Genomic DNA, 22,968 nt, shown 5'->3' with positions numbered 1-22,968 from the left:
GTTAAAGTTCGAATTCCCAGGAGGCCCTGCAGGTATTGTAGGCGGCATGCCCCTTCCAGCTGCGTGAGGCGTCGTCAGGATCGTTTGACAGGCACCAGGCGCGGTCGTTGGAGACGCCCTCGACGTCGACTTCCTCGCCATTCTTGTAGACGAAGATCTGGTCGAGCATTGCGCCATCGGTACCGTCGGTCTCGATGCGGTACCAACTCGCCGGACCATCGGTGATCACGTCGAACTCGATGTCGTAGCAACCGAGGATGCCCCGCTCGGTGTTTTCCTTGATGGAGCCGCGGCCGATTTCCTTCTTGTTGGCATCCATGAAGACTGCCGTGATACGGTCGTCGGTGCCCTCATTGTCGATCCCGTCAACGTCACAGTCGATATCGAGACTGTAGCGGACCTTCGGCTTGTTGCTGCTGGCGGCCGCCGCCAGCGTGTCCCACTGATTGAAGGTGACAGGCTGGCCGGAATAGCTCCAGGTATGCTCCGTCACGCAAACGCCGTCTGAGGCATAGTTCCAGCTACCATCGGCATCGCCGCGATCAGTCGAAAAGCACCAGCCCTTGTCATTGTTGAGCCCATAGGTGCGAATCTCGTCGCCATCCTTTTCGAGCACGATCCGGTCGACCATGAAGCCATCGTCCCCATTGGTGCTGATGGTCACGTACTCGGCCGATTCATCAAGCGTCGCTTCCAGGTCGACCCAGGTGAAGGTGCAGGCCGCGGCGGTGACGCCATCGGTCGAGGCGCTGCCCAGCTTTCGCCGGCTGGAGCTGTAGAAGGTGGCTGTGATCGTGTTTCCGGTGCTTTCATTGCCGATATCGTCAACCTCGCAATCGATCGAGACCGAATAGTCGAGGCTCTGCGTGCCGCGCTGGGAAAGTGGCTGGTAGGCAATTTCGAGCTCGTCCGTGTGAACCTGGCCGACCGGATTCTGCCGGCCCGACCAGAGGCCAAGGATGCGACCTTCCTTGCCATAAGGCGAAAACCCTCCGGCAAAGCGGAAGGCCGGGCGCTGCTGGACGCATGTCTGCGCGCGCTGGGTGCGTTCGATATTGGCTTCGTACACCGTCTTTGCCTTGCCGCGGACGAAGTCGATCTCTGCCAGAACCACAACGTCTTCATATTTCGTGCGCACGTCATACCCGGCTGCGATGGCGCCAGCGCCCTCGGCGACGCAGCGAACGCCATAGTCGCCCTCACGAACCCATTGGGGGTAGTCGGTGTTCTCAAGGTGGCCGACATCGCTGGAGAAGGCCGAGGCGAGGAACAGCTTGCCGTCTGCCTGTGCGATAAGATTCGAGCCTTGCCCGGATGCCGGGACCGAAATCGTCCGGCAGTCGTCGAACTTGGTGGACCGGCTCATCAGCGAGGCGTTGCGCTCGGTCCGGCAGATTTCCGCATCGACATATCCGGATTTGATCAGCCCGTCGGCGTTGAGCGTGTAGTAGCGGCCTTCAGCGCGGTTGTAGACGAGGCCGGTTGCGTCCCGTCCTCCCTCTGTCTTCAGGTGCCAAAGGTGTTCGACCTCACCTTCTGGCGAGATGTGGTAGTAGCGTGACCCACTCTTCCTGACGCCGAAATCCTTCCAGGATGTGCCGACCGCGACGATGTCGCCCGCAGCCTGAATGGCGCTTGGGTGGCCCTCGAGGCCGTCATCGCTGTGGCAATAATAGGTCCAGTCGAGCGTGCGGTCAGGATTGTCGGGATCGAAGGGCGAGGAAAAGGCCAGCACGCCGCCGCATCTGGGGGCTTCATCGTGCTCCTGGCGCGATATTGAGACGACGAGCCGGCCGCCAGCGGTCATGGTGATACCCTGGACGTGATCGCCGATGTGCATGCCGGCGCCGTACTTATCGACGAAACCGTCGAGGTCAGCTTCGAAGATGGATGCCTTGCGGCCCGTCATCTGCCGGATGGCGTATTCGACATCCTCGACGACCGGACTTTTCGTGACAGCGTCTTCAGCCCTCTGGGCCAGGATCTCGACGAGGTCGTTCATGGCATAGTGATCGTAAGGATTATCGGCATAGTCGGTTTTCAGGCCGCCGACATCGGCCGCCGTCGCGTCGCTGAGATCGCAGGCATTGTCATTCTTGTGATAGTCGAACGACTTGCAGGAGAATTCCCGGACGGTCATGCAGGCTGAGGCGCATTGCTGTTTTGTGACATTGTCGAGGCGCAGATTGTTGTGGCCCGCAATCGCGGCATTCGGGGTCCACTCAAAGTTCTCCAGCTGGGCATGCGCGATTCCGCCCGCGCCAGCGCCGGCAAGCATCAGCAGGGCCGCCAGGCGTGCCCGCCGATTGGTCAGTTCTGTTTTCCTCATGAGACGATCTGTTCTCCGGTCTGGTTAAATCCCGTGCACGGCAGGTGCACGCTCGGCTCCCGGGCACGAGGCTAGCCGCTGGCTGGAGCAAAGGACCACTGAAGAAGCGTCTTCATGGCATGAAGAAATATGAAGAGGGCCGGGAAACGCCATTGAAACAAGCGAATAGGTACTGCCCGGAATCTGACCAGAATCCCGGTTTCCGGCCGCTATCCGTTCCCTGCCGCGGCCTGTTCGGTTAACCATGAGTCTGGTGAGGGGGGAAATCTGTACCAGCATGACAAGGAGAATGCTCTACCGTTTCGAGGACTTCGAGATCGATTCCGGATCGATGCGGCTTTTCAGGTCGGGTGAGCCGGTCGCAGCCGAACCGCAGGTCATCATGCTGCTTCTGCTGCTTGTGAGAAAACACGGTGAGACCGTCACAAAGGCCGAGATCAACGACGCCGTCTGGGATGGGCGCATCGTCTCGGCGTCCGCATTGACGAGCCGCTTGCGGGCCGCCCGCGCCGCGATCGACGACGATGGTTCGAGCCAGCGTCTGATCCGGACCATTCCGAATATCGGCCTGCGCTTTGTCGGGAATGTCGAGACTGTGTCCACCGGCGCGCCATCGTCTCCGGGCGCCGACTGGCTCAGTTGGCCGATGCGCTGGGCGAGCCGGCGGCCGCGGCTGCTGGCAGGTCTGGCGGCGGCGCTACTGGCGACGGGCTCAGGCATCTATCTGTGGCTCCAACCACCGCACGCGCTGCGTTCGCAATTCGAGGTCACCTACAATGCTGCCATCAGCGGTCACAATACTCGCCCCCTGACTTTCCTCTCTCTGAAGGGGTGCATGACGGCCTGCCTTGAGGAGACGGAGTTCTACTGCAAGTCCTTCGACTTCTCCTCGATCCGCAAGACCTGTGACCTGAGCAACGCCTCAGCAAAAGATGTCGGCGGGCTGAAGACGGACTATTACCGCAACCCTTACGACCATTATGCCCGAAAGCCCTCGGACGGGCAGGAGCAGCAGTCAGCGCCGCGTCAGTAGACCGTGTCAATCTTGTCGATGGTCGTGACGATCTCGCCGCCGCAGCGGATTTCGACGCGTTCGGCTGGTACGCCCTTCTTGCGGTAGACGATCTTGCCGATGCCGGAGGGGTGGTCCCATTCGACGATATCGAGCAGCAGCGTCCCGTTTTCGCTGATGCCGCCAGACTGGAAGCGGCGCGAAATTTCGTCGGCTTCGATCTCGATCACGATGACAAGGTTTCCACTCGGCCCATCAGGGCCAGGCATCTGGTTGCGCCAGGCCGAAACGTCCTTGATCGCAAAGCCGCAGAGGTTACCAGCCGCGTCCGGGTCGCCGTCTTCAGCCATTGGCATGCCGGTCATGCAGCAGGCGCCGAGAAAAAGTGCCGAGGACAGGAGAGCAGGCGTCTTCATGTCTCCGGCCTACCATGACTTCGACAGCGAGAACCAGTAGACGCTGGCTGGGTCGGCGTTGGCCACATGGTTCGGCTGGGTCGACAGCGTGGCCGTCAGGCCTGCATCGACACCACCCGGCAGGCCGAAGCCCCAGCTGGCCTCATAATTTATTTCCCGTCCGCTCGGCGAAAGGGGCGCGCGGATCGTCTCGGAGACGAAGTTGAAGTCTTCGTCGAGGCCGGTGACGCCGACAAAGTCGAATGTGCCGCCCTCGGCGCGGCGCGGCTGCGCGACGGTCAGGCCAAGCTGTCCGAACGCGGTCACCGTGTCGGCGCCGACCGACCAGCGGCTCGTCCAGACATTGCTGGTTTCGACGCCCGGCAGGTCGACGGTCGCAGCCTCGACGCCGGCCGACAGGCGCAGGCTCCTCATCGGGCGATACGCCCCTTCGAGCGCATAGGCTGAGAGCTGCGAGCGGTCCTCCCCGCCAAACCGGCCCTGGATAACGCCGCCCAGCGCCGTGCGCTCATCGCGTATGGTCGAGATCTGGCCGCGAACGCCCCAGCGCTCCTCGATGCGCGACAGGCCGACGCCGGAGACTGAAAGATCCTCATCGTCGGAGGAGAATATCTCGAAGGACATCTCGCCGATATCGTGGCTGAAGCGGGCCCAGCCACCATCCGAGAAGCCGGTGCGGGCGCCGGCCTCGTTGATGAGGCTGACCTCGGGAGCGAGCGATTTCGCCCCGAAACCACGCCCGAATTCGATCGAGCCGCCGGAGAAATCGTATTGCGCCGTGAACTGGGCCATTGGCGCTTCGTCATAGGGAATGGCCGGATCGTCGCGGAAGGCAGGCTGGTGCCAGGCAAAGGTCACCGGACCCTGGCGCACGGCATGCGACTGGCCGGCAGCGGCATCGGCGCGATAATCAAAATCGGCCACGCGTGCCTTGCCTGCGGGCATGTTACTGGCGGCATCGAAACGGTAGGCGCGGTTGAACTTGTCGGTAAAGACCAGCTCGCCCAAGGCGCCGGGCTGGCTTGCCCAGTCGCCGAAGGCGCCCGCGGCGGGCGCATAGGAATATCCCGTTGGGATGGCCTTGCCGTTGATGGTGAAGCTGGTCGTGCCCTGCGGCGCGAAGGCGGCCGCAAGGTTCATGGTGCCGACCCCGGATACTGCATCGACGCCAACCCCGGCCGTCTCCTCGCGGATGAGGTCCGGGCTGGTGCTGACATAATCGTCTGCGCTTTCGAGTAGGGCGGAGAGGGCATCCTCCGGTGTCATGTTGGGAAATAGGTCGAGCATCAGCGCCAGCGCGCCGGAGACATAGGGCGCGGCGAATGATGTGCCGCTGACGATGTAATAGTCGCCCTCGTCGTCGGTATCATTACAGCCATTGACCTCGCCCGGCCCACACGTCGGAAGGTCCGGAAAGAATATGTCGTCATCCGGTCCGGTCGTCACGACGCCTTCGCCAGGCGCGAGAATGTAGAAGTTCTTGTTGTTCGGGTCTGAGCCCGGCTCGCTGCCGTCGCCGGCGCGGTTGGAAAAATCCGAGATGATGCCGTTGAGATCCACCGAGCCGACAGCCACGACCCGGCCAAAAGTACCGGACGTGCCGGCGACATTGGCGGGTTCGTTGAGCGAGGTGCCCGTCGCGGCGATAGGGTCGCCTGTGTCGGGATCGGACCCGGCCGGCTCGGCATCGTTGCCAGCCGAAATCACGACGAGGATACCAGCGGCCGCCGCGCGGCGCACGGCGTCTTCGAGAATGGGATTGGTGTCGGGCGTGCCGCCCAAGGACAGGTTGATGATGCGCACGCCCCTGTCGATCGCAGCGTCTATCGCATCGGCAAGGTCCTGGTCGGGAAAGCGGCAGCCAGCATCCTCACCCGTTTCCTGGCAACTGCCTGGCCGGTCGGCCCGGATGGCAAGGATGTCGGATTCAAAGGCAATGCCGTGTCCGGCAAGGTCATTTTTGTTCGCAGCGATGACGCCAGCGACCAGTGTGCCATGGCCTTCATTGTCGATGTCGTCGGCCGCTCGCGTATCGGCATTGATGTCGAAGCTGGTCGAGAGAATGCGCCCGACCAGGTCCGGATGGTCCGGATCGAAGGAGGTATCGATGACCGCAATGGTGATGCCCTGGCCAGTCGCACCGGCGGCGTAGGCCGAAGAAGCGCCAAGAAAGGGCAGGCCCTCGGTGAAATTGTACTCGCTTGTTTCGAAGTCGCCCGGATCACCCACCGGTGGAGGCGGAGGAGGTGGTGGCGGAGGGGGAGGCGGGGGCGGCGGTGAAACAGGCGGCGTGGTTGTGCCGCCGCCCCCTCCGCCTCCGCCACTTGCACAGGCTGCCGTTCCCATAAGCAGCGGCACGGCTAGCGAGGCGCCGAGCAGGAGGCGCGACATGTAAAGGCGCTGGCGGGGCGATGACGGCATGGCGTCGGTCTCCGGTAAGGACGCGGGACCCTGACCGCGCCGGGAATCGTCTATCGTCAAGCTTGATGCCTAACAAATTGTGGAGCAAGCACGTATTGTGCCTTCGGGCGTTGGAGGATCAGATCATGGCGTTGCGCGCAGCGATAAGGTTTTCGTCCCTGGCGGTCCTCGCCATGATCGGTGTGTCATCCTGTACGGCGACCGGTCCGGGAGCGTCTGGAGAGGCCGCCGGACCTGCTCCATCGGCGATGGATGCGGCCTGCACGACGTTGGCTGCGGAAACGGATATTGCTGTCATCGTCGAGGCCGGTAAGCCGGTCGAGGGGCTGGCGCTTTACGTTGCCGACTGCCTCGGGCGGGCCGATCCGGCCATCCGAGACGGTTTTGCCTATGAATCCCTCGCGCGCCTGCTTCGGGCCGGTCTTGTGCCGCAGGAGGAGCGCGAGCAGCTTCTGGCCCGCCTGTCCGCCAGCGTGAACGCGCATCGCATTGATACGGAGGCAGGGGGCAATGGCTTCCTTGCCCCGTTCGCCGCGCTGGTCCTGTCTGAAGTGGCTCGTACGGACCGCGTTGAGCCTTGGATGAGCGACGAACAGCGTGCGGCCCTTGTTGAGACGGGGGCGTCCTATGTCGAGAGCGTGCGCGACTATCGGGGGTTCATTGAGGGCGAGGGCTGGCGCCATGGCGTGGCGCATGGGGCCGACCTACTGATGCAGCTCAGCCTCAATCCAGCGATTGGCGGGGAGGAGGCCGAACGCATCATGCGGGCCGTTGGCAGCCAGATCGCATCAAACGAGGCGCCTGCCTTCATTTTCGATGAGCCCCGGCGTCTGGCGCGGCCGATCCTGTTCCTGACGCAACGCGGCCTGCTCAGCCAGGAGCAGCTGGACGCATGGTTCGAGTGGATGGCCGAGCCGGCGCCGCTCGCAAGCTGGGATGATGCCTTCTCTTCGGAAAGCGCGCTGGCGCGCCGGCATAATCTGCGAGCGTTTGCCTATACAATCCTGGTGTCGGCGACCGAAAACGAGGATGAAAACCTCAAGCGTCTGAGGCCCGGTGCGCTGCATATCCTGTCCACAATTCCCTGAGAGCGTTGCGCACGGGGTTGGGTAAGGGTTACCGCGTCGTTAAGACGGCCTTAACGAGAACGCCCCATTCCGTTAACTAGTAGCGTAGCCCAGCGTGCAACTGATTCGCGCCGGAGGGATATCATGAATGCTGAACAGGTCCCTATCATCATTGCCGCCGGTGCGCTCGCACTCGGTCTGGCCTTTATCCTCTGGGCCTTGCGAACCTCCGAAGGCGCGCGCGGCGCGGCGAGAAAGTTCCGCGAACGGGCCGGCGATGCAGAGACGTCGCTCGCCGAGCTGAAATCGGTTCTCGGCGCACACCCCGGTGTGATCCTGGTCTGGCAGGGCGATACGCTGGAAGATGAGGGCGATACCATCGCGCCGCCGGAAATCCACGGCTCGCCCATCGCGTTGGCAGGGCTTCTGCGGTTTACAGATGATGCTGTCTCCCCCGATCCGGCGATCCGCATCATTGAAGGGCTCGCCGACCTTGAAGCGCGTGATGGTGCCGGACAGGACACGACGCTGCGGATCCGGCTTCGGGAGCTGCGTGAGAATGGCCAGCCCTTCTCGTTGACGCTGATCGGCCCGTCCGGGCGTTTCCTCGAGGCCGATGGCCGCACAGCCGGTGCGCGGGCAGTGGTCTGGATCACCGACTCGACCATCAAGGGACTGGAAGAAAGCTCCGCGCGCGGCAAGCTCGAAGAGGCCCGCCAGGTCATTGCGCGTGACCCGACCGCCTTTCTCGACATGCTCGGCAAGGCACCGTTTCCAGCCTGGCGCGTCTCCGGTGTGGGCCGGCTGCAATGGGCGAACCCGTCTTATATCGAGGCGGTCGAGGGCAGCTCGCTCGACCGCACGCTCGACCGCCAGATCATGCTGGATGACAAGGCCGTCGAGCAGATGCGCCGCACCATCGCTGAGGGCAAGGATATCGACGCCACACGCCATATCGTGATCGGCGAGGAGCGCCGGGCCATGCGGGTTCTGACTTTTCCACTGTCGGGCGGGGCCGGTGCGATGGCCTTCGACGTCACCGAGGAAGAAGCTGCGCGCGAGGATCTCAATCGCCATGTGAAGGCGCATGACGAGACGCTGAACCACGTCGCCGATGGCGTCGCCATCTTCGGACCGGATCGCAAGCTTACCTTCTACAACCGCGCCTTTGCGGCGATGTGGGACCTTGAAGAAGGCTTCCTGCTGGACAGTCCGAGCCATGGCGAACTGCTCGACAAGCTGCGCGAACGCCGCCGCCTTCCCGCCCGGGCCGACTATGCCGAGTGGCGCGCCAATGAGCTGTCGCACTATCTCGACATTTCCGGCACTGAGGAAGACAAGTGGTCACTGCCTGATGGGCGCACGCTGAAGGTCACCCGCCAGCGCCACCCGATGGGAGGCCTGCTGCTTCTGTTCAAGGACATTACCGGCGAGCAGGACCTGCAGACGCGCTTCAACGCCTTGATCAAGACGCAGACCTCGACCCTCGACAGCCTGCATGAGGCCGTCGCCGTGTTCGGCTCCGATGGCCGGCTGAAGCTGTCGAACAAGGCCTTTACCTCGCTCTGGTCGCTCGATCCGCAGCTGATCAAGGACACGCCGGACTATGATGTGATCATCGAACAGTGCGTCCCACTCTTCCACGACCGCGAGACCTGGTCGCAGATCAAGGGGCACATCACCGATCCGTCGGCGAATGCGCGCCAGATGACGACCGGCGAGATGAAACGCTCGGACGGCTCGACGCTGACCTATGTCACCCAGCCCTTGCCGGACGGGAACACGCTGATCGCCTTTGCCGACGTCACCGCCCAGCGGGCCGTCGAGGGCGCGCTGCGCGGGCGGGCAGAAGCCTTTGAGGCGGCCGATCGGCTGAAGACCGAATTCGTTCGCAATGTCAGCTACCAGCTGCGTTCACCGCTGACGACCATTCTCGGCTATGCCGAATTCCTCCAGTCGGGTGCCAATGGCGAACTTAATGAGCGTCAGCTCGACAATGTGAATTCGATCCTGTCGGCTTCGGATCACCTCAACAAGCTGATCGAGAACATTCTCGACCTTGCCCTGATCGAGGCGGGCCGGATGGATCTCGACCTTGAAGACTTCAAGCTCGCCGAGGTCGTGCAGGAAAGCGTCGACCTGACGGTCGGAAAAGCGAGCGATACGCAGGTCACCGTGCATGCCGAGATCGAGAAGGGTCTCGGTACCATCCATGCCGACAAGCGCCGCATCCGCCAGGTGCTGTTCAACCTGCTCTCCAATGCCATGCGCTTTACCGAGCCGGGCGGTGAGATCACCGTCTCGGCGAGCCGCGTGGAAAACATGGCGATCCTGTCGGTCAAGGATACTGGCCGGGGAATCGAGGCCGAGCGCCAGGCCTCCAGCTTTGACAGCTTCACCTCGTCGGACCAGCGCGGCGCCGGACTTGGCCTCGCCCTGGTGAAGAACTTTGTCGACCTGCATGGCGGCAATGTCGGCATGAAGTCGGTCGAGGGCGGCGGCACGGAGGTTGTCGTCTGGCTGCCGGTCACGGCCGTGACCACCAAGCGCACGCCGCTGGAGAACGCCCCGCTTGAGGCCAACGCTTGAGCAGGACTGATCTTAAAGACTGCTGACGTAACGGCAGGAACAGGATAGGGGAGGCCGGGGCTTGAATGCGCCGGCCTTTGTCGCTTCAAGGCACCTAGAAGTTTGCCGTATCCTGAATGGAGCGGCGCCGATCTATTCAGGCCAAAGGGAAGGAATGCCCATGACCGACATGCAACCGCGCCACGACTGGACCCGCGAAGCTATCGCCGCGCTCTATGAAGCGCCCCTCGACACGTTGTTCTCAAAGGCGCTGGAAGTGAAGTCGGCCAACTGGGCGGATGGCAAGGTGCAGAAGAGCCAGCTGCTCTCCATCAAGACAGGCGGCTGTGCGGAGAATTGCGGATACTGTTCCCAGTCGGCGCATTTTGATACCGGGCTGAAGGCCGAGAAGCTGATGGCGCTGGAGGACGTCGTCGCCGCCGCAAGGCAAGCCAGGGATGGCGGTGCGGACCGTTTCTGCATGGGCGCAGCCTGGCGGGAGCTGAAGGACCGCGACCTGCCGAAGATCGCGGCCATGGTCAGCGCGGTCAAAGCCGAGGGGCTGGAGACCTGCGTCACGGCCGGCATGCTTGAGCCGCACCAGGCCCATGCGCTGCGCGAGGCAGGCCTCGACTATTACAATCACAACCTCGATACCTCGCGCGAGTATTACAGCACCGTCGTCTCGACCAGGACCTATGAGGACCGGCTCGAAACCATCGCGCATTGCCGCGAGGCGGGCATCAATCTCTGTGTCGGCGGTATCCTCGGCATGGGCGAGGGCCGCGAGGACCGGATCGGGCTCATCCATGAGCTTTCGAAACTCAATCCCCATCCGGAAAGCGTGCCGATCAACATGCTGGTCCCGATCGAGGGAACGCCGCTTGGCGACAGCCCTGCGATCAGCGTGATCGAGATGGCGCGGGCGATTGCCGTCTGCCGCATCGTCTTCCCGAAAAGCTGGGTGCGCCTGTCGGCAGGCCGTGAGGGCATGACCGAGGAAGGCCAGGCGCTCTGCATGTTGGCCGGGGCGAACTCCATTTTCGTGGGTGACCGCCTGCTGACGACGGACAATCCGGGCGAAACGCGCGACGAAGCGCTGTTGTCGGCGATGGGTTTCGAGCATGCCTCGCGTGAGGAAACCGCGACGCCTGCGCGCAAACATACGCTGATCGGCGCCTGAACCGGGTTGCAATCCTGACAGCTCGCTTAAATTATTTCCGGAAGGAGATGCCGGATGAGTGACACTATCCAAGCCGTGATCTGGGATTTCGGCGGTGTGCTGACCTCCTCACCCTTTGAGGCGTTCAACCGCTATGAGGCCGAGAACGGCTTGCCGGAGGATTTCATTCGTTCGGTCAATGCGCGCAACGGTGACACGAATGCCTGGGCGAAGCTGGAGCAGTCGAAAGTGTCGGCCGAAGAGTTCGATGGCCTGTTCCGAGAAGAGAGCCGTGCGCTCGGCCACGAAGTGCCGGGCAAGGACATACTGGCGCTGCTGTCGGGTAACCTTCGCCCCCGTGTGGTTGAGGCATTGAGACATGCCAAGTCGAAGGTGAAGGTCGGTTGCATCACGAATAATGCACCGGTTGGCAAGGGCGCGGGCATGACCAGCGATGAGGGCCGGGCTGCCGAAATCGCGAAAGTCTTCGAGCTGTTCGACGAGGTGATCGAAAGCTCCAAGCTGGGCATCCGAAAGCCCGATCCGCGGATATACGCGCTGATGTGCGAGGCGCTCGATGTCGATCCGAACCATTGCGTCTATCTCGATGATCTCGGCATAAACCTGAAGCCGGCGCGCGCCATGGGCATGACGACCATCAAGGTACTGAACGAAGACCAGCTGCTCAGCGACCTGGCGGAGGCGACGGGATGGCCGCTTCACGAGTGATCCTCGCCAGCACCGTCCTGGTGCTTGAGCTGGCCCTGCTCGTTGCCTGCGAGCGTGAAGCACCGCGTGACACCGTTCGCCTGCAGGTCGAGGAAGCGCCGGACTACATGAACCCGGATGCTGAACGCGATGCCGGTGCGCCCAGCCTGTCGGAAGAGGCCGCGGCTACGGTGGGGACGCTGCAAACCATTATCGAGTCCAATTCGATCTACAGGCTGGCGCGGTTTGCCGACAGTCAGCCCGGCTTCATTTCGAATTTCGCCGGCGCCTCGCATCGCGAGCATTGGGACCTGTTGCGCCGGACCGGTTTCGACCCGATCCTGCGGCTGGAGGACTTGCTGGAAAAGCCGTATGGCACACGCTCGGTCGGGGAGGAGACCTGGTATGTCTGGCCGGACCTGGCTGCGCTGGACTCCAGTGAGCTGCAACCCGAACGCCTGAATTTCCGCCAGCGCGCCCGGCTTGAGGATCTCGTTGGCGATGCCGGTGTGGAGAAAATTCGGAACGGAAGTGGCTATCCAGGCGTACGCATGGCAATCGCCAGTGATGGGCGCTGGCTCTACTACGTCCATGAAACGCAAAGCGAGGAGTGAGCCGCATGGCAGACAAGATGGATCCCGCAACCGCAATCGGACAGCTTGAAGGCTGGCAAAAGTCAGGCTCCAAGGAAGCGATCACCAAGACGTTCAAATTTGCCGATTTCTCGACGGCCTTCGGCTTCATGAGCGCCATCGCCACGCAGGCTGAGAAGGCCGACCATCACCCTGAATGGTTCAATGTCTACAACACCGTCGAGGTCACGCTGACAACGCATGATGCCGGCGGCGTCACGCAAAAAGATATCGACCTGGCAAAGAAGATGGACGCGCTCGCATCCAAGCTCGCCTAGGCCATTCTCTGCTGCTTCGACGCGTAGAACTCAGGATCGGCCTTGCCGTCATCAATGCTTGGGGCGGCACAGTGATCCACAGACAGGCAGTTGCGCAGGACTGTCATGAGCTGACGCTCGTCAATCGGCTTGGAGACATAGTCGCACATGCCGAGCGAGATGTAGCGTTCCCGGTCGCCGGCCATCGCGTCTGCCGTCAGGGCGACGACTGGCACTCCGGCCCACGGTTTGCCGCTTGAGCGGATGTGGTTCAGCGTGGTCGGTCCGTCCATATGCGGCATGTGAATGTCGAGCAAAACAATATCGACATGCTTGCTGGCCAGCTGGTGCAAGGCTTCCATGCCGCCGTCGGCTTCCAGCACATTCAGGCCCATGGGCTCCACGAACAGGCGTGCGACGCGGCGGTTGATGTGATTGTCGTCGACGATGAGGGCTGTCTTGCCGTTCATGTAGCCATTCGACTGTGCAGATGATGACGGCGCGCCATCATCCCCGCCTGCAGCCACCAGGGATACCGGGCGGGTCTGAACAAGGCCTGCATCCACGGTGAGTGTGAAGACTGAGCCCTTGCCCGGTTTTGACACGACGCAGATATCGCCGCCCATGGCCCGTGCGAGTTTGCGGGAGATGGCCAGGCCAAGCCCTGTGCCGCCATAGTTCCGGGTTGTCGAACGGTCGGCCTGATGGAAGTTCTGGAACAGGTTTTCGATCTGCTCCTCAGTCATGCCGATGCCGGTGTCGGAGACATGAATCTTCAGCCGCGTCATGTCCGGAGAACCGGATTCCTCACAGGTCGCAGCCACGATGACCCCGCCCTCATGGGTGAATTTCAGCGCATTCGATACAAGATTGTCGACACATTGACGAAGACGAACAGGGTCGAAGGAGAGTTTCGAGGGTACCGACTTGTCGACGATGACCCTCAATGAGAGGCCTTTTTCCTCAGCCTTGGGCCGGTAGAAATTTTCGGTTCGCTGCAGCTTGTGACGGAAGTCGCCAGCAATCGGTGAGATTTCGAGCTTGCCAGCCTCGATCTTCGACAGGTCGAGGATGTCGTTCAGCAAGGTCATCAGGGATTTCGAACAGTCGAGAATGGCATTCACCATTTCGCGTTCATCGGATCTGAGTTCGCGATGTGAGAGCGCCTGGGCCATACCGAGAATTCCGTTGAGAGGCGTGCGGATCTCGTGGCTCATCGAGGCAAGGAATTCGGACTTCGCCTGGCTGGCTGCAAGGGCGGTGCGCTTGGCATGGCGAAGCTCGCGCTCGTGGTCGCGAACGTCGGTAATGTCGGAACTGATACAAAGCACGCTGCCGTCGGGCATCTTCGAGAATGTGGCCTTGATCGAGTGGCCCTCAACTGTATCCACATCAATCGTGCCAAAGTTGCGGACCTGCTCCACAAGTCGGCTTGAAAATGCGCCAATATCGAATTTTTCGATATCGAAACCTGGCGTTTCTTCCAGGGTGGTGCGCGCGCTGTTGTACATCGCATCCTCGAGGGACTGGCCTTCCTCCAGCATCCGGTAGAAAACAGGAAAGTGCCTGCGGGCGGTGTCATTGACATAGAGCAGGCTGAAATCGGGAGCGTGAAGTGCGAAGCCATTGTCGATGTGCGACACCGCGTCGAGCATCTGGTCCAGCGTCAGACTGATTTCCTTCTTGTTCGTCGCCATTGGTTCCTCTCCTCGAGATTCTTATTCGCCGGAAATTGCATCAGACTGGTTTAGAATTCCTTCATGCTGTCATGGCGCCGCGGTATGCTTGACCTTTCCTGCGCCAGCTGGAACTGAAACAGCACAGACAAAATAATGAAAGGGAGCGAACATGGGTCGCGTTTCAGGAAAGATGGCGCTGGTGACCGGTGGGGCCCAGGGCCTCGGCGAGGCGACGGCAAAGATGCTGGCGCGAGAGGGCGCGAAAGTCACGGTGACGGACATCAATGGCGAGGGGGCCAGCAAGGTCGCCGCCGATATCAATGCCGCGCATGGCGAGGGAACCGCCTTTGCCTGGCAGCATGATGTGACCGATGCGGAGCAGTGGCAGACCGTCCTGAAGGCGGCCCATGATGCGATGGGCGGGCTCAACGTGCTGGTCAACAATGCCGGGATAGGATCGCTCGGCTCTGTTGAGGACGAAGAGTATGAGACGTTCCGGCATGTGCAGAATGTCGACGTCGATTCCATCTTCCATGGCTGCAAGTACGCGATCCCGCTGATGCGGGCGCACGGCCTCGGCTCGATCATCAATATTTCCTCGATCGCCGGTATCGTCGCGAGCGGTAATTATGTCGCCTACAACACCGCAAAGGCTGCTGTGCGGCACATGTCGAAATCGATCGCGCTGCATTGCGCCAAGACGGGCGGGCAGATCCGCTGCAATTCGGTTCACCCGGTCTTCATCAACACGCCGATCCTCGACCGCACCAAGGAAATGTTCGGCGAGGAGGAAGCGCTCGCCAAGCTCGGACGGCAGATCCCGCTCGGCAAGGTCGGCGAGCCGGATGATATCGCCTATGCCGTGCTCTATCTCGCCTCCGACGAGAGCAAGCTTGTGACTGGCATCGAACTCAAGGTCGATGGCGGCATTTCGGCGATGTAGACCGGCCATATGGAAACAGGGGACAGATTGATGAAGTTACATGGACTTGCCGCCGCATTGCTGTTTGGCGCAGCCGGGTGCCAGAGTGCCACAGGCGATGATGCGGACGGTCAGAAAACGGCGGACCCGCTCAAGGCCACGCTGTCGGTTGAGGCCTGCCCTGACATTGGCAACCGGGCCTATTTCTTCTGGATGGAGCCGCGTTCGGCAGAACCCGGCGACAGTCTCGCGCTTTTTCCTTACTGGACGGACATGCCTGGCGGCTACAACGACCTGCCGCCGGGCTGCGTGGACGATCTCGGCGTATACCCGGAGGGCGCTGTCACGTTCAGCCGGCAGGAAGATGGGCTGGCAATAGCAACGATCAGCCCGGACGCAGAACCAGGCACGCGGATCAGGCTGGACGCGACCTATCCGGATGGCCACAGGCTCGGCGGGCTCGTCGACGTCTACCGTAAGGCGGACAATCCGCTCGTCGGCACGTGGCGCCAGAAGGCTGAAGACTGTCCCGATGGCAGCGAGGCCATACAGGAGCTTGTCTTCACCGGGAGCGGCGAGTTCTCGGTCACCTGGACGCCCTTCGAGGTCTACAAGGACTATTGGGGCGTCTATGAATATGACGCGGAGTCGAACGCCTTTCGGATTGCTATCGAGGGCGGAAATCAGGTCCCTGAGGATATCTATGAGCAGGGGACCGTGCTGATCGAGGGTGACGAGCTCGACTTTGATCAGGTCTTTTTCGGAACACCCCGACAGGCCTCGGAGCCGTGTTCCGCGAATTTCGTCAGATAGGGTCCAACCGGCCGGTTTCCGGCTTGCCAGCCTCTTATGTTCATGTAATGTTCCGGCCGTCTGAAAGGAGACCGGGACATGATTGGATATGTGACTTTAGGGACGAACGACCTCGAGCGGGCGGCAAAATTCTATGATGCGCTTGCTGAAGAACTCGAGACGCCGCGCATGATGGAGTTCGACACCTTCATCGCCTGGGGCAAGCCCGACGGGCCAGCCGGTGTGGCCGCGACAAAACCCTATGACGGCAAGACGGCCACCGCCGGCAACGGGACCATGGTTGCGCTGCAGGCGAAAGACAAGGCGCAGGTCGACAGGCTCTACAAGATCGCGCTGGCCAATGGCGGCACGGACGAAGGCCCGCCCGGCCCGCGCGGCGATGAAGGCTTTTACGCAGCCTATTTCCGTGACCCTGACGGCAACAAGCTCAACGCCTTCACGATGACGGCCTGAAGCCGCTTAGGCGGGCGCCTTGCTGTTCCTGTATAGCCTGTAGGCGAGCAGGGTGCCCATCATGGCGGCGCTGACGAAAAGCGGCAGGCGGTGCTCGAAGGAGTAGAGGATCGCCCCGATCAGCGGGCCGAAGATGAAGCCGGATGGCGGGGCGGCCGACAGCAATGCAGCGGCGCTGCCCTGCTCGTGGCGCTCTACGGCAAGGCTGCCGAGCGCATTGGCTGCCGGCACGGCCAGCGCCGAACCTGCGCCGACAAGGGCGAAGGCGGCACAGACCGCCGGATAAGGCGTAATTTCCGCGGCGGCCAGGTAGCCGATGACGATCAGGCCAAGGCCGATGGGCAGGATGCGTTTCGGGTCGGGCCGGTAAGGCTGGACGTAGCCGAACTGGATCACGATCATCGCCACGGCCAGGCACGAAAAGGCGATGCCGGTGGCCTGGATGCCTTCTTCCCCTGCAAGCCCGTAACGGTCTTCGATCAGCCAGGACAGGGTCTGCTGGATGGCGCCGACAGCGACGAAGTAGCAGAACAGGAAGGCCAGATGCGGAAACACGCGCGGGTCGCGCATGCGAAGCGGCTGCGGTCGCGAGCTTGAGCGGTTGCCGCGGGACTTCGGCAGGGTAAAGCCAATGACCAGACCTGCGAAGCCGCAGAAGACGATTGATCCCCAGATTGGCGCCAATTCTCCGAACTCGGCCAGCACGCTCGCCCCTGCCGGGCCAAGGATAGAACCAAGCGCCATCGCCGCGCCCAGCATGCCGAGGCCTCCCGCTCGCGTGTCCGGCGTGGTCGCGTCCGTCATGGCCGCCATGGAGGCCGGCTGCAATCCGGGTGAAAGCAGTCCGAAGAACAGACGGGTGAAGACGAGCAGGAAGAAGGTCGACAGGCCTGTGATCAGCCCGGCCAGGGCGGCCTGCAGCGCGAACAGGAAAAGCATGTTGGTGCTGCCCATCGCGAACAGTGAGAACACCATGACCCGCTTTCGCCCGAATCGGTCGGCCCAACGGCCCCATTGCGGAATCATCAGGGCGTAGATCGCTGCCGAGAGGGTTAGGATTCCGGCGACCTCGATTTCCGTCAGGCCGGCCCTGCGCGCCAACGGCGCAACCACGACGAAGTTGATCGTCATGCCGGCACCCATGGCAACGCTGCCGAACGCAATGGTCAGTTTCTGAAGCGCCGAGAGGGGCCGCAGCGGCACCTCGATATCGGCAGGTGTTGCGCTCATCCCGGCATCTCCTCCGCTGCAAAGAGTGGTGCGCTCTGCCGGGGTCGGCAAGGAAAACGTCGCAGTATCGTGGCTTTTCGCGGCGCTGACGTCGCGTGAGTATCCGTAACTCCCCTTATTTGTCAGCCCACGGCGCATGGCACACTGGCCCTTCGAAGCAATGAGAGGCCGGAATGGACGGCAGTTTTCCCTCAGCAAGAGACATGTTTGACGCTGTCGGGGCAAATGGCGTGAGCCAGGCGTTCCGCGACCGTGTCGATACGTTCCTCGCCGGGGCGCTGACGAATGAGCTTCGCGCGGCCGGACGCGACACCGTTGGGCTGAAATCGACCCGGGCCGCCTGCAAAGCCTGGCATCGCAAGCTGTACCAGCAGGGCTGGGTAGCGCCTGCATGGCCGGTCGAACATGGCGGTACGGGCTGGACAAAGGCCGAGCAGCTCTATTTCGAGACCGCCTGCGCCGAACAGGATGCCCCGCTTGTCCACTCGTCGGGCATCCGAACGATCGGACCGTTGATCATGGCGATCGGAACGCCTGCGCAAAAGCAGGCCTACCTGCCTGGAATCCTGAAAGGCGAACACGAATGGTGCCAGGGTTTCTCCGAGCCGCAGGCCGGGTCGGACCTCACGGCGCTGCAGCTGCACGCCGAGCGCGATGGCGATGATTTCATCCTGAACGGTTCGAAGATCTGGACCAGTTTTGCCGGCGACGCGACACACATGTTTCTGCTGGCGCGGTGCGGCGCTAAAAGCGATGAGCGCGATGGCGTCGTCATGCTTCTAGTCGAGATGGACCGGCCGGGCATTGAGGTCCAGCCCATCAAGTTCATCGACGGCAATTGCGAGACAAGCCAGGTCTTTTTCACGAATGTCCGCACGCCCGTGACCGACCGTCTCGGCGAGATCGGTGGCGGCTGGGCTGCGGCGCGCACGCTGATGACCATCGCCCGGTCGAACAATACGACGCCCGGCCTGTTGCGCCGGGCCTTGCGGGCCGCACGGCGGGCTTCGGATGAGACAGGCCGCGAACCGGCGCTCGAGGCCAGGCTGGCAGGCCTCGAAATGCGTCTTGATACGTTCGAAGCGCTGGCCTCCCGGAAGATGAGCCAGGCGGTCGGCGGGACGGACCGGATGACATCGTCCATGCTAAAAGTGGTCGCGACAGAGCTGCAGCAGGCAATCAACGAAGCGGCCGTATCGGGCGCGCCGAATGAGGCGATGGTGCTGGCCCGCTACTTCGCCAACCGGGCTGCGACCATCTATTCCGGTACCAGCGAAATTCACCGCAACACCATGGCGCGGCTGAGCGGTCTTTGACGCTTCAGGTCGGGCGGCCGGTGCGCCGCTTGGCATTTGCTCCGCTTTTCGGCAAGCTGCTACCTCGCTGTGGGGGGCTGGAGCGAGCAGGGGAGAGAGTGTCATGCGCGCTGAACGGGTCTTGGCCATGATCGCCGCGGGAGGACTTATCGGATGCACCGGACAGCCTGCGTCTCCCGTGTCTGACGGCACCGAAGCGCCAGTTGCTGCCGCATCGGCTGAATGGGCGGCGATCAGCGGGACTTACGAGGTTGTCGCGGTACGCCGTGCGAGCCTGACAGCCGCCCCGCTTGATCCGGATAGCGACAATAGCGACTTGCTTGGCGAGGTCGTGACGCTGGATCCAGCCGGGATCACAAGTCCTGGCGGTGAGTGTGTGCCCGATGGGCTGGTCGGGTCGGAGGGGCCGGATGTCATCGATACCGACCCGATGCTGGCGGATTTGCGCTTGCCGGGCCTTGATGAGGCCCAGCCCCAGCCTAGCCGGGTTTACACCGTGACGTGTTCAGACGGGTCGTCAGTCCCGGTCTACATGGCCGACCGCCGGGCGATTGCGATCCCTTGGGATAACGGGGCAAGTTACCTCATCGCCGAACGCCCGCTGACGCCGCAGCAGGTGAAACACCTTCAGGAAGAACTGATCGACATGAAATTCCAGTCCGGGCCGGCAAGCACCGACTGGACCGAAGACGGCCTGACCGGCCTTCGCGCCTATTATGATTACCGCAAGCTCGGCGATGGTGCCTACAATTTCTACCGGCCGGTGCTCACGTCCGGCCTGCTCGACGGGCTGGGTGTCGAGGAACAGGACTGATCAGTTTCGATCATTGACTTGATCCAGCAGCCCTGAGCGCGATCCATCGCGAAGCGGGGATCAAAGCAATCAAGCCCCTGCCGAGGCATTCATTTGCAAAAATTTGGTCCACCGGACCAATTTTTTCGCCGAAGGCGAACCGCAAATGAATGGTGGAGCCAGGCGGAATCGAACCGCCGACCTCGTCATTGCGAACGACGCGCTCTCCCAACTGAGCTATGGCCCCGTGACCGGAGCGCCTATCTGAGAAGTGCGGGCAGTTTCGTCAAGCGGGACTTGCGGCGGACTGCCGCGATGGCGTAGCGAAGCAGATTACCGTCCCCATATTGCGAAACAATACAAAAGTAGATTAGTCAGGCCCCGGGAATACTGGAGAAGAACATTGCGCGCGCTTCTAGACATTGTGTTGTTGGTCCTTCAGCTGGGCATCTGGGTGCTGATCGCGCAGGCCATCCTGTCCTGGCTGATCGCGTTCAATGTCGTGAACATGCGAAACCAGTTCGTTTCCGGGCTCTGGAACGTCCTGCATCAGGTCACCGAGCCTTTCTGCCGGCCGATCCGCAACCTGCTGCCGCGCATGAGCGGGCTCGACCTCTCGCCGCTGATCCTCATCCTGATCATCATCTTCCTCGAGCGGGTCATCATCTACTACGTCTACCCGGCCGTTATCTGATACGGCAGGGATGATGCGCCTGACCGTCCGCGTCACGCCGAACGCCTCGAATGACGATATACAGGGCCGCGCGGTCGATGATGCCGGACGCGAATTCCTCAAACTCAAGGTCCGCGCCGTGCCCGAAGGCGGCAAGGCCAACCGCGCTGTGGAAAAGCTGCTCGCCAAGACGCTGAAGCTCCCGAAATCTGCCGTCAGGGTGGTGACCGGCGAGACGAGCCGCATTAAGGGCGTGGACATCGACACGGAAGACGGTAGCGCCGCGGCGCGCCAGATCGAGGAGTGGATGGGGCATGGCCGAACGGATTAGCGGGAAAGATGTCGCAGCAGACGTAAAAGCGAGCGTTGCGGCGGCGGTGAGGACATTGCCGGGCCAGCCGACGCTGGCCGTGGTGCTCGTTGGCGACGACCCGGCCAGCCAGGTCTATGTCCGACACAAGGTCACCGATACCGAGGAAGTCGGCATGCGCTCCATCAAGAAGACGCTGCCAGCCACCGCCACGCAGGCAGAAGTCGAGGCGCTGATTTCCGATCTGAACCAGGATGACGAGGTTGACGGCATCCTCCTGCAGCTGCCGTTGCCCGGTGGTCTCGATGCCAATCAGGCGATCGAATGCATCGATCCGGACAAGGATGTGGACGGGCTGACCGAGGCTAGCGCCGGGCGACTGGTCCTCGGCAAGACAGGGCTGCGCCCCTGCACGCCGACGGGCAGCGTCATTCTCGCCAAACGTGCGCTGGGCGACAATCTCTCCGGCAAGAACGTCGTGGTGATCGGCCGCTCCATCCTGGTCGGCAAGCCGACGGCGCTCCTGTTCCTTGCGGAGAACTGCACTGTCACCATTGCGCACTCGAAGACAAAGGACCTGCCGGGTCTCTGCCGGACGGCGGACATTCTCGTGCCAGCCGTGGGGCGTCCGCAAATGGTGAAGGGTGACTGGCTGAAGCCGGGGGCGGTCGTCATCGATGTCGGTATCAACCGGATCGATGCGCCGGAACGCGGCGAAGGCAAGACGCGGCTGGTCGGCGATGCGGACTTCGCCGATTGCGAGCCGGTCGCGGGACACATCACGCCGGTGCCTGGTGGGGTCGGGCCGATGACGAGGGCCTGCCTGCTGCAAAACACGGTGAAAGCCGCCTGCTACCGGCGCGGATGGACGCTGCCGGACGGCGTGTAGGCGGTCATGGCGGACAAGGTTCGCGGCACGCAAGGCTATGCTGACGAAGCCGACGAGCTCTTTGTCCGCTACGAGTCCTACACTTTTGAGCGGACCCATGCCGCCTTGCAGGCTTTCATTCCGCCGCCGCCGGGCCGTGTGTTGGACGTAGGCGCGGGGACCGGGCGCGATGCGGCCTGGTTTGCCGATGCCGGCTACGCGGTCGTTGCCGTAGAACCCTCGGATGCCATGCGCGAGCGGGCTTTGGCCCTGCACCCCTCACCGGAAATCGAATGGGTCGATGACAGCCTGCCAGAACTCACCAGCCTTGCCGACAGGGCGCGCGCGTTTGACCTGATCCAGCTTTCAGCGGTCTGGATGCATCTGGATGCCGATGAACGGGCCATCGCCATGCCAAAGCTGGCCGCGCTGCTGAAACCCGGCGGCCGGCTGATCCTTCTGGTCCGGCATGGCCCGGTGCCGCCGGGGCGCTGCATGTTCGAGGTGCCGGAGGAAGAGACGCTTGCCTTGGCTCAAGCCGCAGGGCTGGCCTGCCTGCTCAGCGAACGCCGCGATGCCGCTGGCGAAGCCAACCGCAAGGCCGGTGTCAGCTGGATGAACTACGCTTTCGAGAAGACTTAGCGTCGGCGCATGCCCGTCAAAGCGACAGCATGCGGCAGGGCGACCATCTGGACAGTTTGAGGCCAGGCGGGCAAGCAGCGTGGATGAGCCAGCCGATCCGCCCGCCGGACAGTCCCCTCTTCGAGCGCCTTTGGCAGGTGCAGTCCGGGTGCTGCGCGCTGTGCAGCAAGCCGATGCCGCGGTCCCGCTTCGAGGTGGCTCATGCCACCATCTGGAAGCGCGAGCGGCCGACGTTCGACCATATCGTCCCGCGCGCGGCGGGCGGGCCGGACCGCGCGGACAATCTTCAGCTTGCCCATGCCCGCTGCAACAGACGCAAAGGCCGCGCTCAGGCCTGGCCGGTCGGGCGGGAGACCACATAGACCGCACCGCACAGGATGAGGCCAATGGCCAGCGCGAGCCACGCCCAGCGCTCCCACAGCACGATTGTGCTGATCCCCGCAGAAAGCGTCATGCCGAAGAGTGCTCCGCCCTTCGAGGCGCGCGATAGCGTGCCCTGTTCGATGAATTTCTGGACCGATGGCCCGAATTTCGGACGCGCATAGATCCAGTCGCGCATGGCCGGGCTGGACCGGGCAAAGCAGAGCGCGGCCACGATCCAGAAGATCGTCGTCGGCCAGACCGGCAGGAAAATGCCGATCCCGCCAAGGGCCAGGAACAGGAAGCCAAGCATGCGTGCGATCATCTGGCTCGGTTT

General features: G+C 62.5%; 23 protein-coding genes and 1 tRNA gene. 17 read left to right on the top strand and 7 right to left on the bottom strand.

The features are described from left to right. Position 1 precedes the first annotated feature (1 nt). Positions 2-2,329, bottom strand: a complete 2,328-nt coding sequence (locus D1227_RS11485) for a PAN/Apple domain-containing protein (protein ID WP_119404772.1) — start codon at positions 2,327-2,329, stop codon at positions 2-4. Between the two features lie 277 nt (positions 2,330-2,606). On the opposite strand from D1227_RS11485, the gene D1227_RS11480 reads away from it, so the two are divergent. After that, the gene (locus tag D1227_RS11480; protein ID WP_158586635.1) at positions 2,607-3,362 is read left to right on the top strand and encodes a winged helix-turn-helix domain-containing protein; all 756 of its coding nucleotides are present in this window, start codon (positions 2,607-2,609) and stop codon (positions 3,360-3,362) included. On the opposite strand, the gene D1227_RS11475 is transcribed toward D1227_RS11480, so the two are convergent. Together D1227_RS11475 and D1227_RS11470 are read right to left on the bottom strand one after the other, a co-directional pair. Then, complete coding sequence (locus D1227_RS11475) at positions 3,356-3,757, bottom strand: hypothetical protein (RefSeq protein ID WP_119404770.1); 402 nt, start codon at positions 3,755-3,757, stop codon at positions 3,356-3,358. The two genes, D1227_RS11480 and D1227_RS11475, sit on opposite strands and share 7 nt — an antisense overlap. A 9-nt stretch (positions 3,758-3,766) precedes the next feature. Continuing rightward, positions 3,767-6,178: a S8 family peptidase gene (locus tag D1227_RS11470; RefSeq protein ID WP_199288320.1), complete on the bottom strand. Its 2,412-nt coding sequence runs from the start codon at positions 6,176-6,178 to the stop codon at positions 3,767-3,769. A 125-nt stretch (positions 6,179-6,303) separates the two neighbouring features. On the opposite strand from D1227_RS11470, the gene D1227_RS11465 reads away from it, so the two are divergent. From D1227_RS11465 to D1227_RS11440, 6 genes are all read left to right on the top strand, one after another. Beyond that, positions 6,304-7,266 carry a DUF2785 domain-containing protein gene (locus D1227_RS11465; protein WP_158586634.1) on the top strand — a complete coding sequence of 321 codons (963 nt, stop codon included), beginning with the start codon at positions 6,304-6,306 and terminating at the stop codon, positions 7,264-7,266. Between the two features lie 123 nt (positions 7,267-7,389). After that, positions 7,390-9,834: a PAS domain-containing sensor histidine kinase gene (locus tag D1227_RS11460; protein ID WP_119374972.1), complete on the top strand. Its 2,445-nt coding sequence runs from the start codon at positions 7,390-7,392 to the stop codon at positions 9,832-9,834. Positions 9,835-9,988: 154 nt separating this feature from the next. Continuing rightward, positions 9,989-10,996, top strand: a complete 1,008-nt coding sequence (gene bioB / locus D1227_RS11455) for a biotin synthase BioB (RefSeq protein WP_119374973.1) — start codon at positions 9,989-9,991, stop codon at positions 10,994-10,996. 54 nt (positions 10,997-11,050) lie between these two features. After that, positions 11,051-11,704 (top strand): HAD-IA family hydrolase, encoded by a 654-nt coding sequence (locus D1227_RS11450; RefSeq protein ID WP_119374974.1) that lies wholly within the window; start codon positions 11,051-11,053, stop codon positions 11,702-11,704. Then, a complete protein-coding gene (locus tag D1227_RS11445; protein ID WP_119455298.1) occupies positions 11,686-12,297 on the top strand; it encodes a hypothetical protein in 612 nt (203 codons plus the stop codon). Before D1227_RS11450 ends, D1227_RS11445 begins: the two co-directional genes overlap by 19 nt. Before the next feature lie 5 nt (positions 12,298-12,302). Beyond that, entirely contained in the window at positions 12,303-12,593 is a 291-nt protein-coding gene (locus tag D1227_RS11440) for a 4a-hydroxytetrahydrobiopterin dehydratase (RefSeq protein ID WP_119404767.1), read from the top strand. Here D1227_RS11440 and D1227_RS11435 read toward each other — a convergent pair. Next, a complete protein-coding gene (locus D1227_RS11435) occupies positions 12,590-14,269 on the bottom strand; it encodes an ATP-binding protein (protein WP_119404766.1) in 1,680 nt (559 codons plus the stop codon). The two genes, D1227_RS11440 and D1227_RS11435, sit on opposite strands and share 4 nt — an antisense overlap. A 151-nt stretch (positions 14,270-14,420) precedes the next feature. Here D1227_RS11435 and D1227_RS11430 point away from each other — a divergent pair, with 151 nt between their 5' ends. The 3 genes from D1227_RS11430 (at position 14,421) to D1227_RS11420 (ending at position 16,439) form a co-directional block, all read left to right on the top strand. Next, complete coding sequence (locus tag D1227_RS11430) at positions 14,421-15,194, top strand: SDR family oxidoreductase (protein WP_119374978.1); 774 nt, start codon at positions 14,421-14,423, stop codon at positions 15,192-15,194. A gap of 30 nt (positions 15,195-15,224) precedes the next feature. After that, positions 15,225-15,986, top strand: coding sequence for a hypothetical protein (locus D1227_RS11425; RefSeq protein WP_119404765.1), 762 nt, complete (start codon positions 15,225-15,227; stop codon positions 15,984-15,986). Positions 15,987-16,064: 78 nt separating this feature from the next. Next, complete coding sequence (locus tag D1227_RS11420) at positions 16,065-16,439, top strand: VOC family protein (RefSeq protein ID WP_119374980.1); 375 nt, start codon at positions 16,065-16,067, stop codon at positions 16,437-16,439. 6 nt (positions 16,440-16,445) lie between these two features. Here D1227_RS11420 and D1227_RS11415 read toward each other — a convergent pair whose 3' ends face one another. Further along, a complete protein-coding gene (locus tag D1227_RS11415) occupies positions 16,446-17,669 on the bottom strand; it encodes an MFS transporter (RefSeq protein WP_119404764.1) in 1,224 nt (407 codons plus the stop codon). A 203-nt stretch (positions 17,670-17,872) separates the two neighbouring features. On the opposite strand from D1227_RS11415, the gene D1227_RS11410 reads away from it, so the two are divergent. Further along, positions 17,873-18,985, top strand: coding sequence for an acyl-CoA dehydrogenase family protein (locus D1227_RS11410; protein ID WP_119404763.1), 1,113 nt, complete (start codon positions 17,873-17,875; stop codon positions 18,983-18,985). A 103-nt stretch (positions 18,986-19,088) separates the two neighbouring features. After that, complete coding sequence (locus D1227_RS11405; protein WP_119404762.1) at positions 19,089-19,799, top strand: hypothetical protein; 711 nt, start codon at positions 19,089-19,091, stop codon at positions 19,797-19,799. Between the two features lie 150 nt (positions 19,800-19,949). Here D1227_RS11405 and D1227_RS11400 read toward each other — a convergent pair. Further along, positions 19,950-20,025 (bottom strand) — tRNA-Ala (locus tag D1227_RS11400). Positions 20,026-20,181: 156 nt separating this feature from the next. On the opposite strand from D1227_RS11400, the gene D1227_RS11395 reads away from it, so the two are divergent. The 5 genes from D1227_RS11395 (at position 20,182) to D1227_RS11375 (ending at position 22,633) form a co-directional block, all read left to right on the top strand. Beyond that, positions 20,182-20,472 carry a YggT family protein gene (locus tag D1227_RS11395; protein ID WP_119374984.1) on the top strand — a complete coding sequence of 97 codons (291 nt, stop codon included), beginning with the start codon at positions 20,182-20,184 and terminating at the stop codon, positions 20,470-20,472. A gap of 10 nt (positions 20,473-20,482) precedes the next feature. Next, the gene (locus D1227_RS11390; protein WP_233352890.1) at positions 20,483-20,782 is read left to right on the top strand and encodes a DUF167 family protein; all 300 of its coding nucleotides are present in this window, start codon (positions 20,483-20,485) and stop codon (positions 20,780-20,782) included. Further along, positions 20,766-21,650, top strand: a complete 885-nt coding sequence (gene folD / locus D1227_RS11385) for a bifunctional methylenetetrahydrofolate dehydrogenase/methenyltetrahydrofolate cyclohydrolase FolD (protein WP_119404761.1) — start codon at positions 20,766-20,768, stop codon at positions 21,648-21,650. The genes D1227_RS11390 and folD overlap by 17 nt, the downstream gene beginning before the upstream one ends. A gap of 6 nt (positions 21,651-21,656) precedes the next feature. Beyond that, complete coding sequence (locus D1227_RS11380) at positions 21,657-22,271, top strand: class I SAM-dependent methyltransferase (RefSeq protein WP_119404760.1); 615 nt, start codon at positions 21,657-21,659, stop codon at positions 22,269-22,271. An 83-nt stretch (positions 22,272-22,354) separates the two neighbouring features. Continuing rightward, complete coding sequence (locus D1227_RS11375; protein WP_119404759.1) at positions 22,355-22,633, top strand: HNH endonuclease; 279 nt, start codon at positions 22,355-22,357, stop codon at positions 22,631-22,633. On the opposite strand, the gene D1227_RS11370 is transcribed toward D1227_RS11375, so the two are convergent. Next, the gene (locus tag D1227_RS11370) at positions 22,600-22,956 is read right to left on the bottom strand and encodes a YbaN family protein (protein ID WP_233350173.1); all 357 of its coding nucleotides are present in this window, start codon (positions 22,954-22,956) and stop codon (positions 22,600-22,602) included. The two genes, D1227_RS11375 and D1227_RS11370, sit on opposite strands and share 34 nt — an antisense overlap. Positions 22,957-22,968: the final 12 nt, after the last annotated feature.

Origin of the sequence: Henriciella mobilis, assembly GCF_003576315.1 — a bacterium.
Taxonomy (GTDB): domain Bacteria; phylum Pseudomonadota; class Alphaproteobacteria; order Caulobacterales; family Hyphomonadaceae; genus Henriciella; species Henriciella mobilis.
Note: the sequence above shows the minus strand (reverse complement) of the source record. Positions and strands in the feature narration are given on the sequence as shown.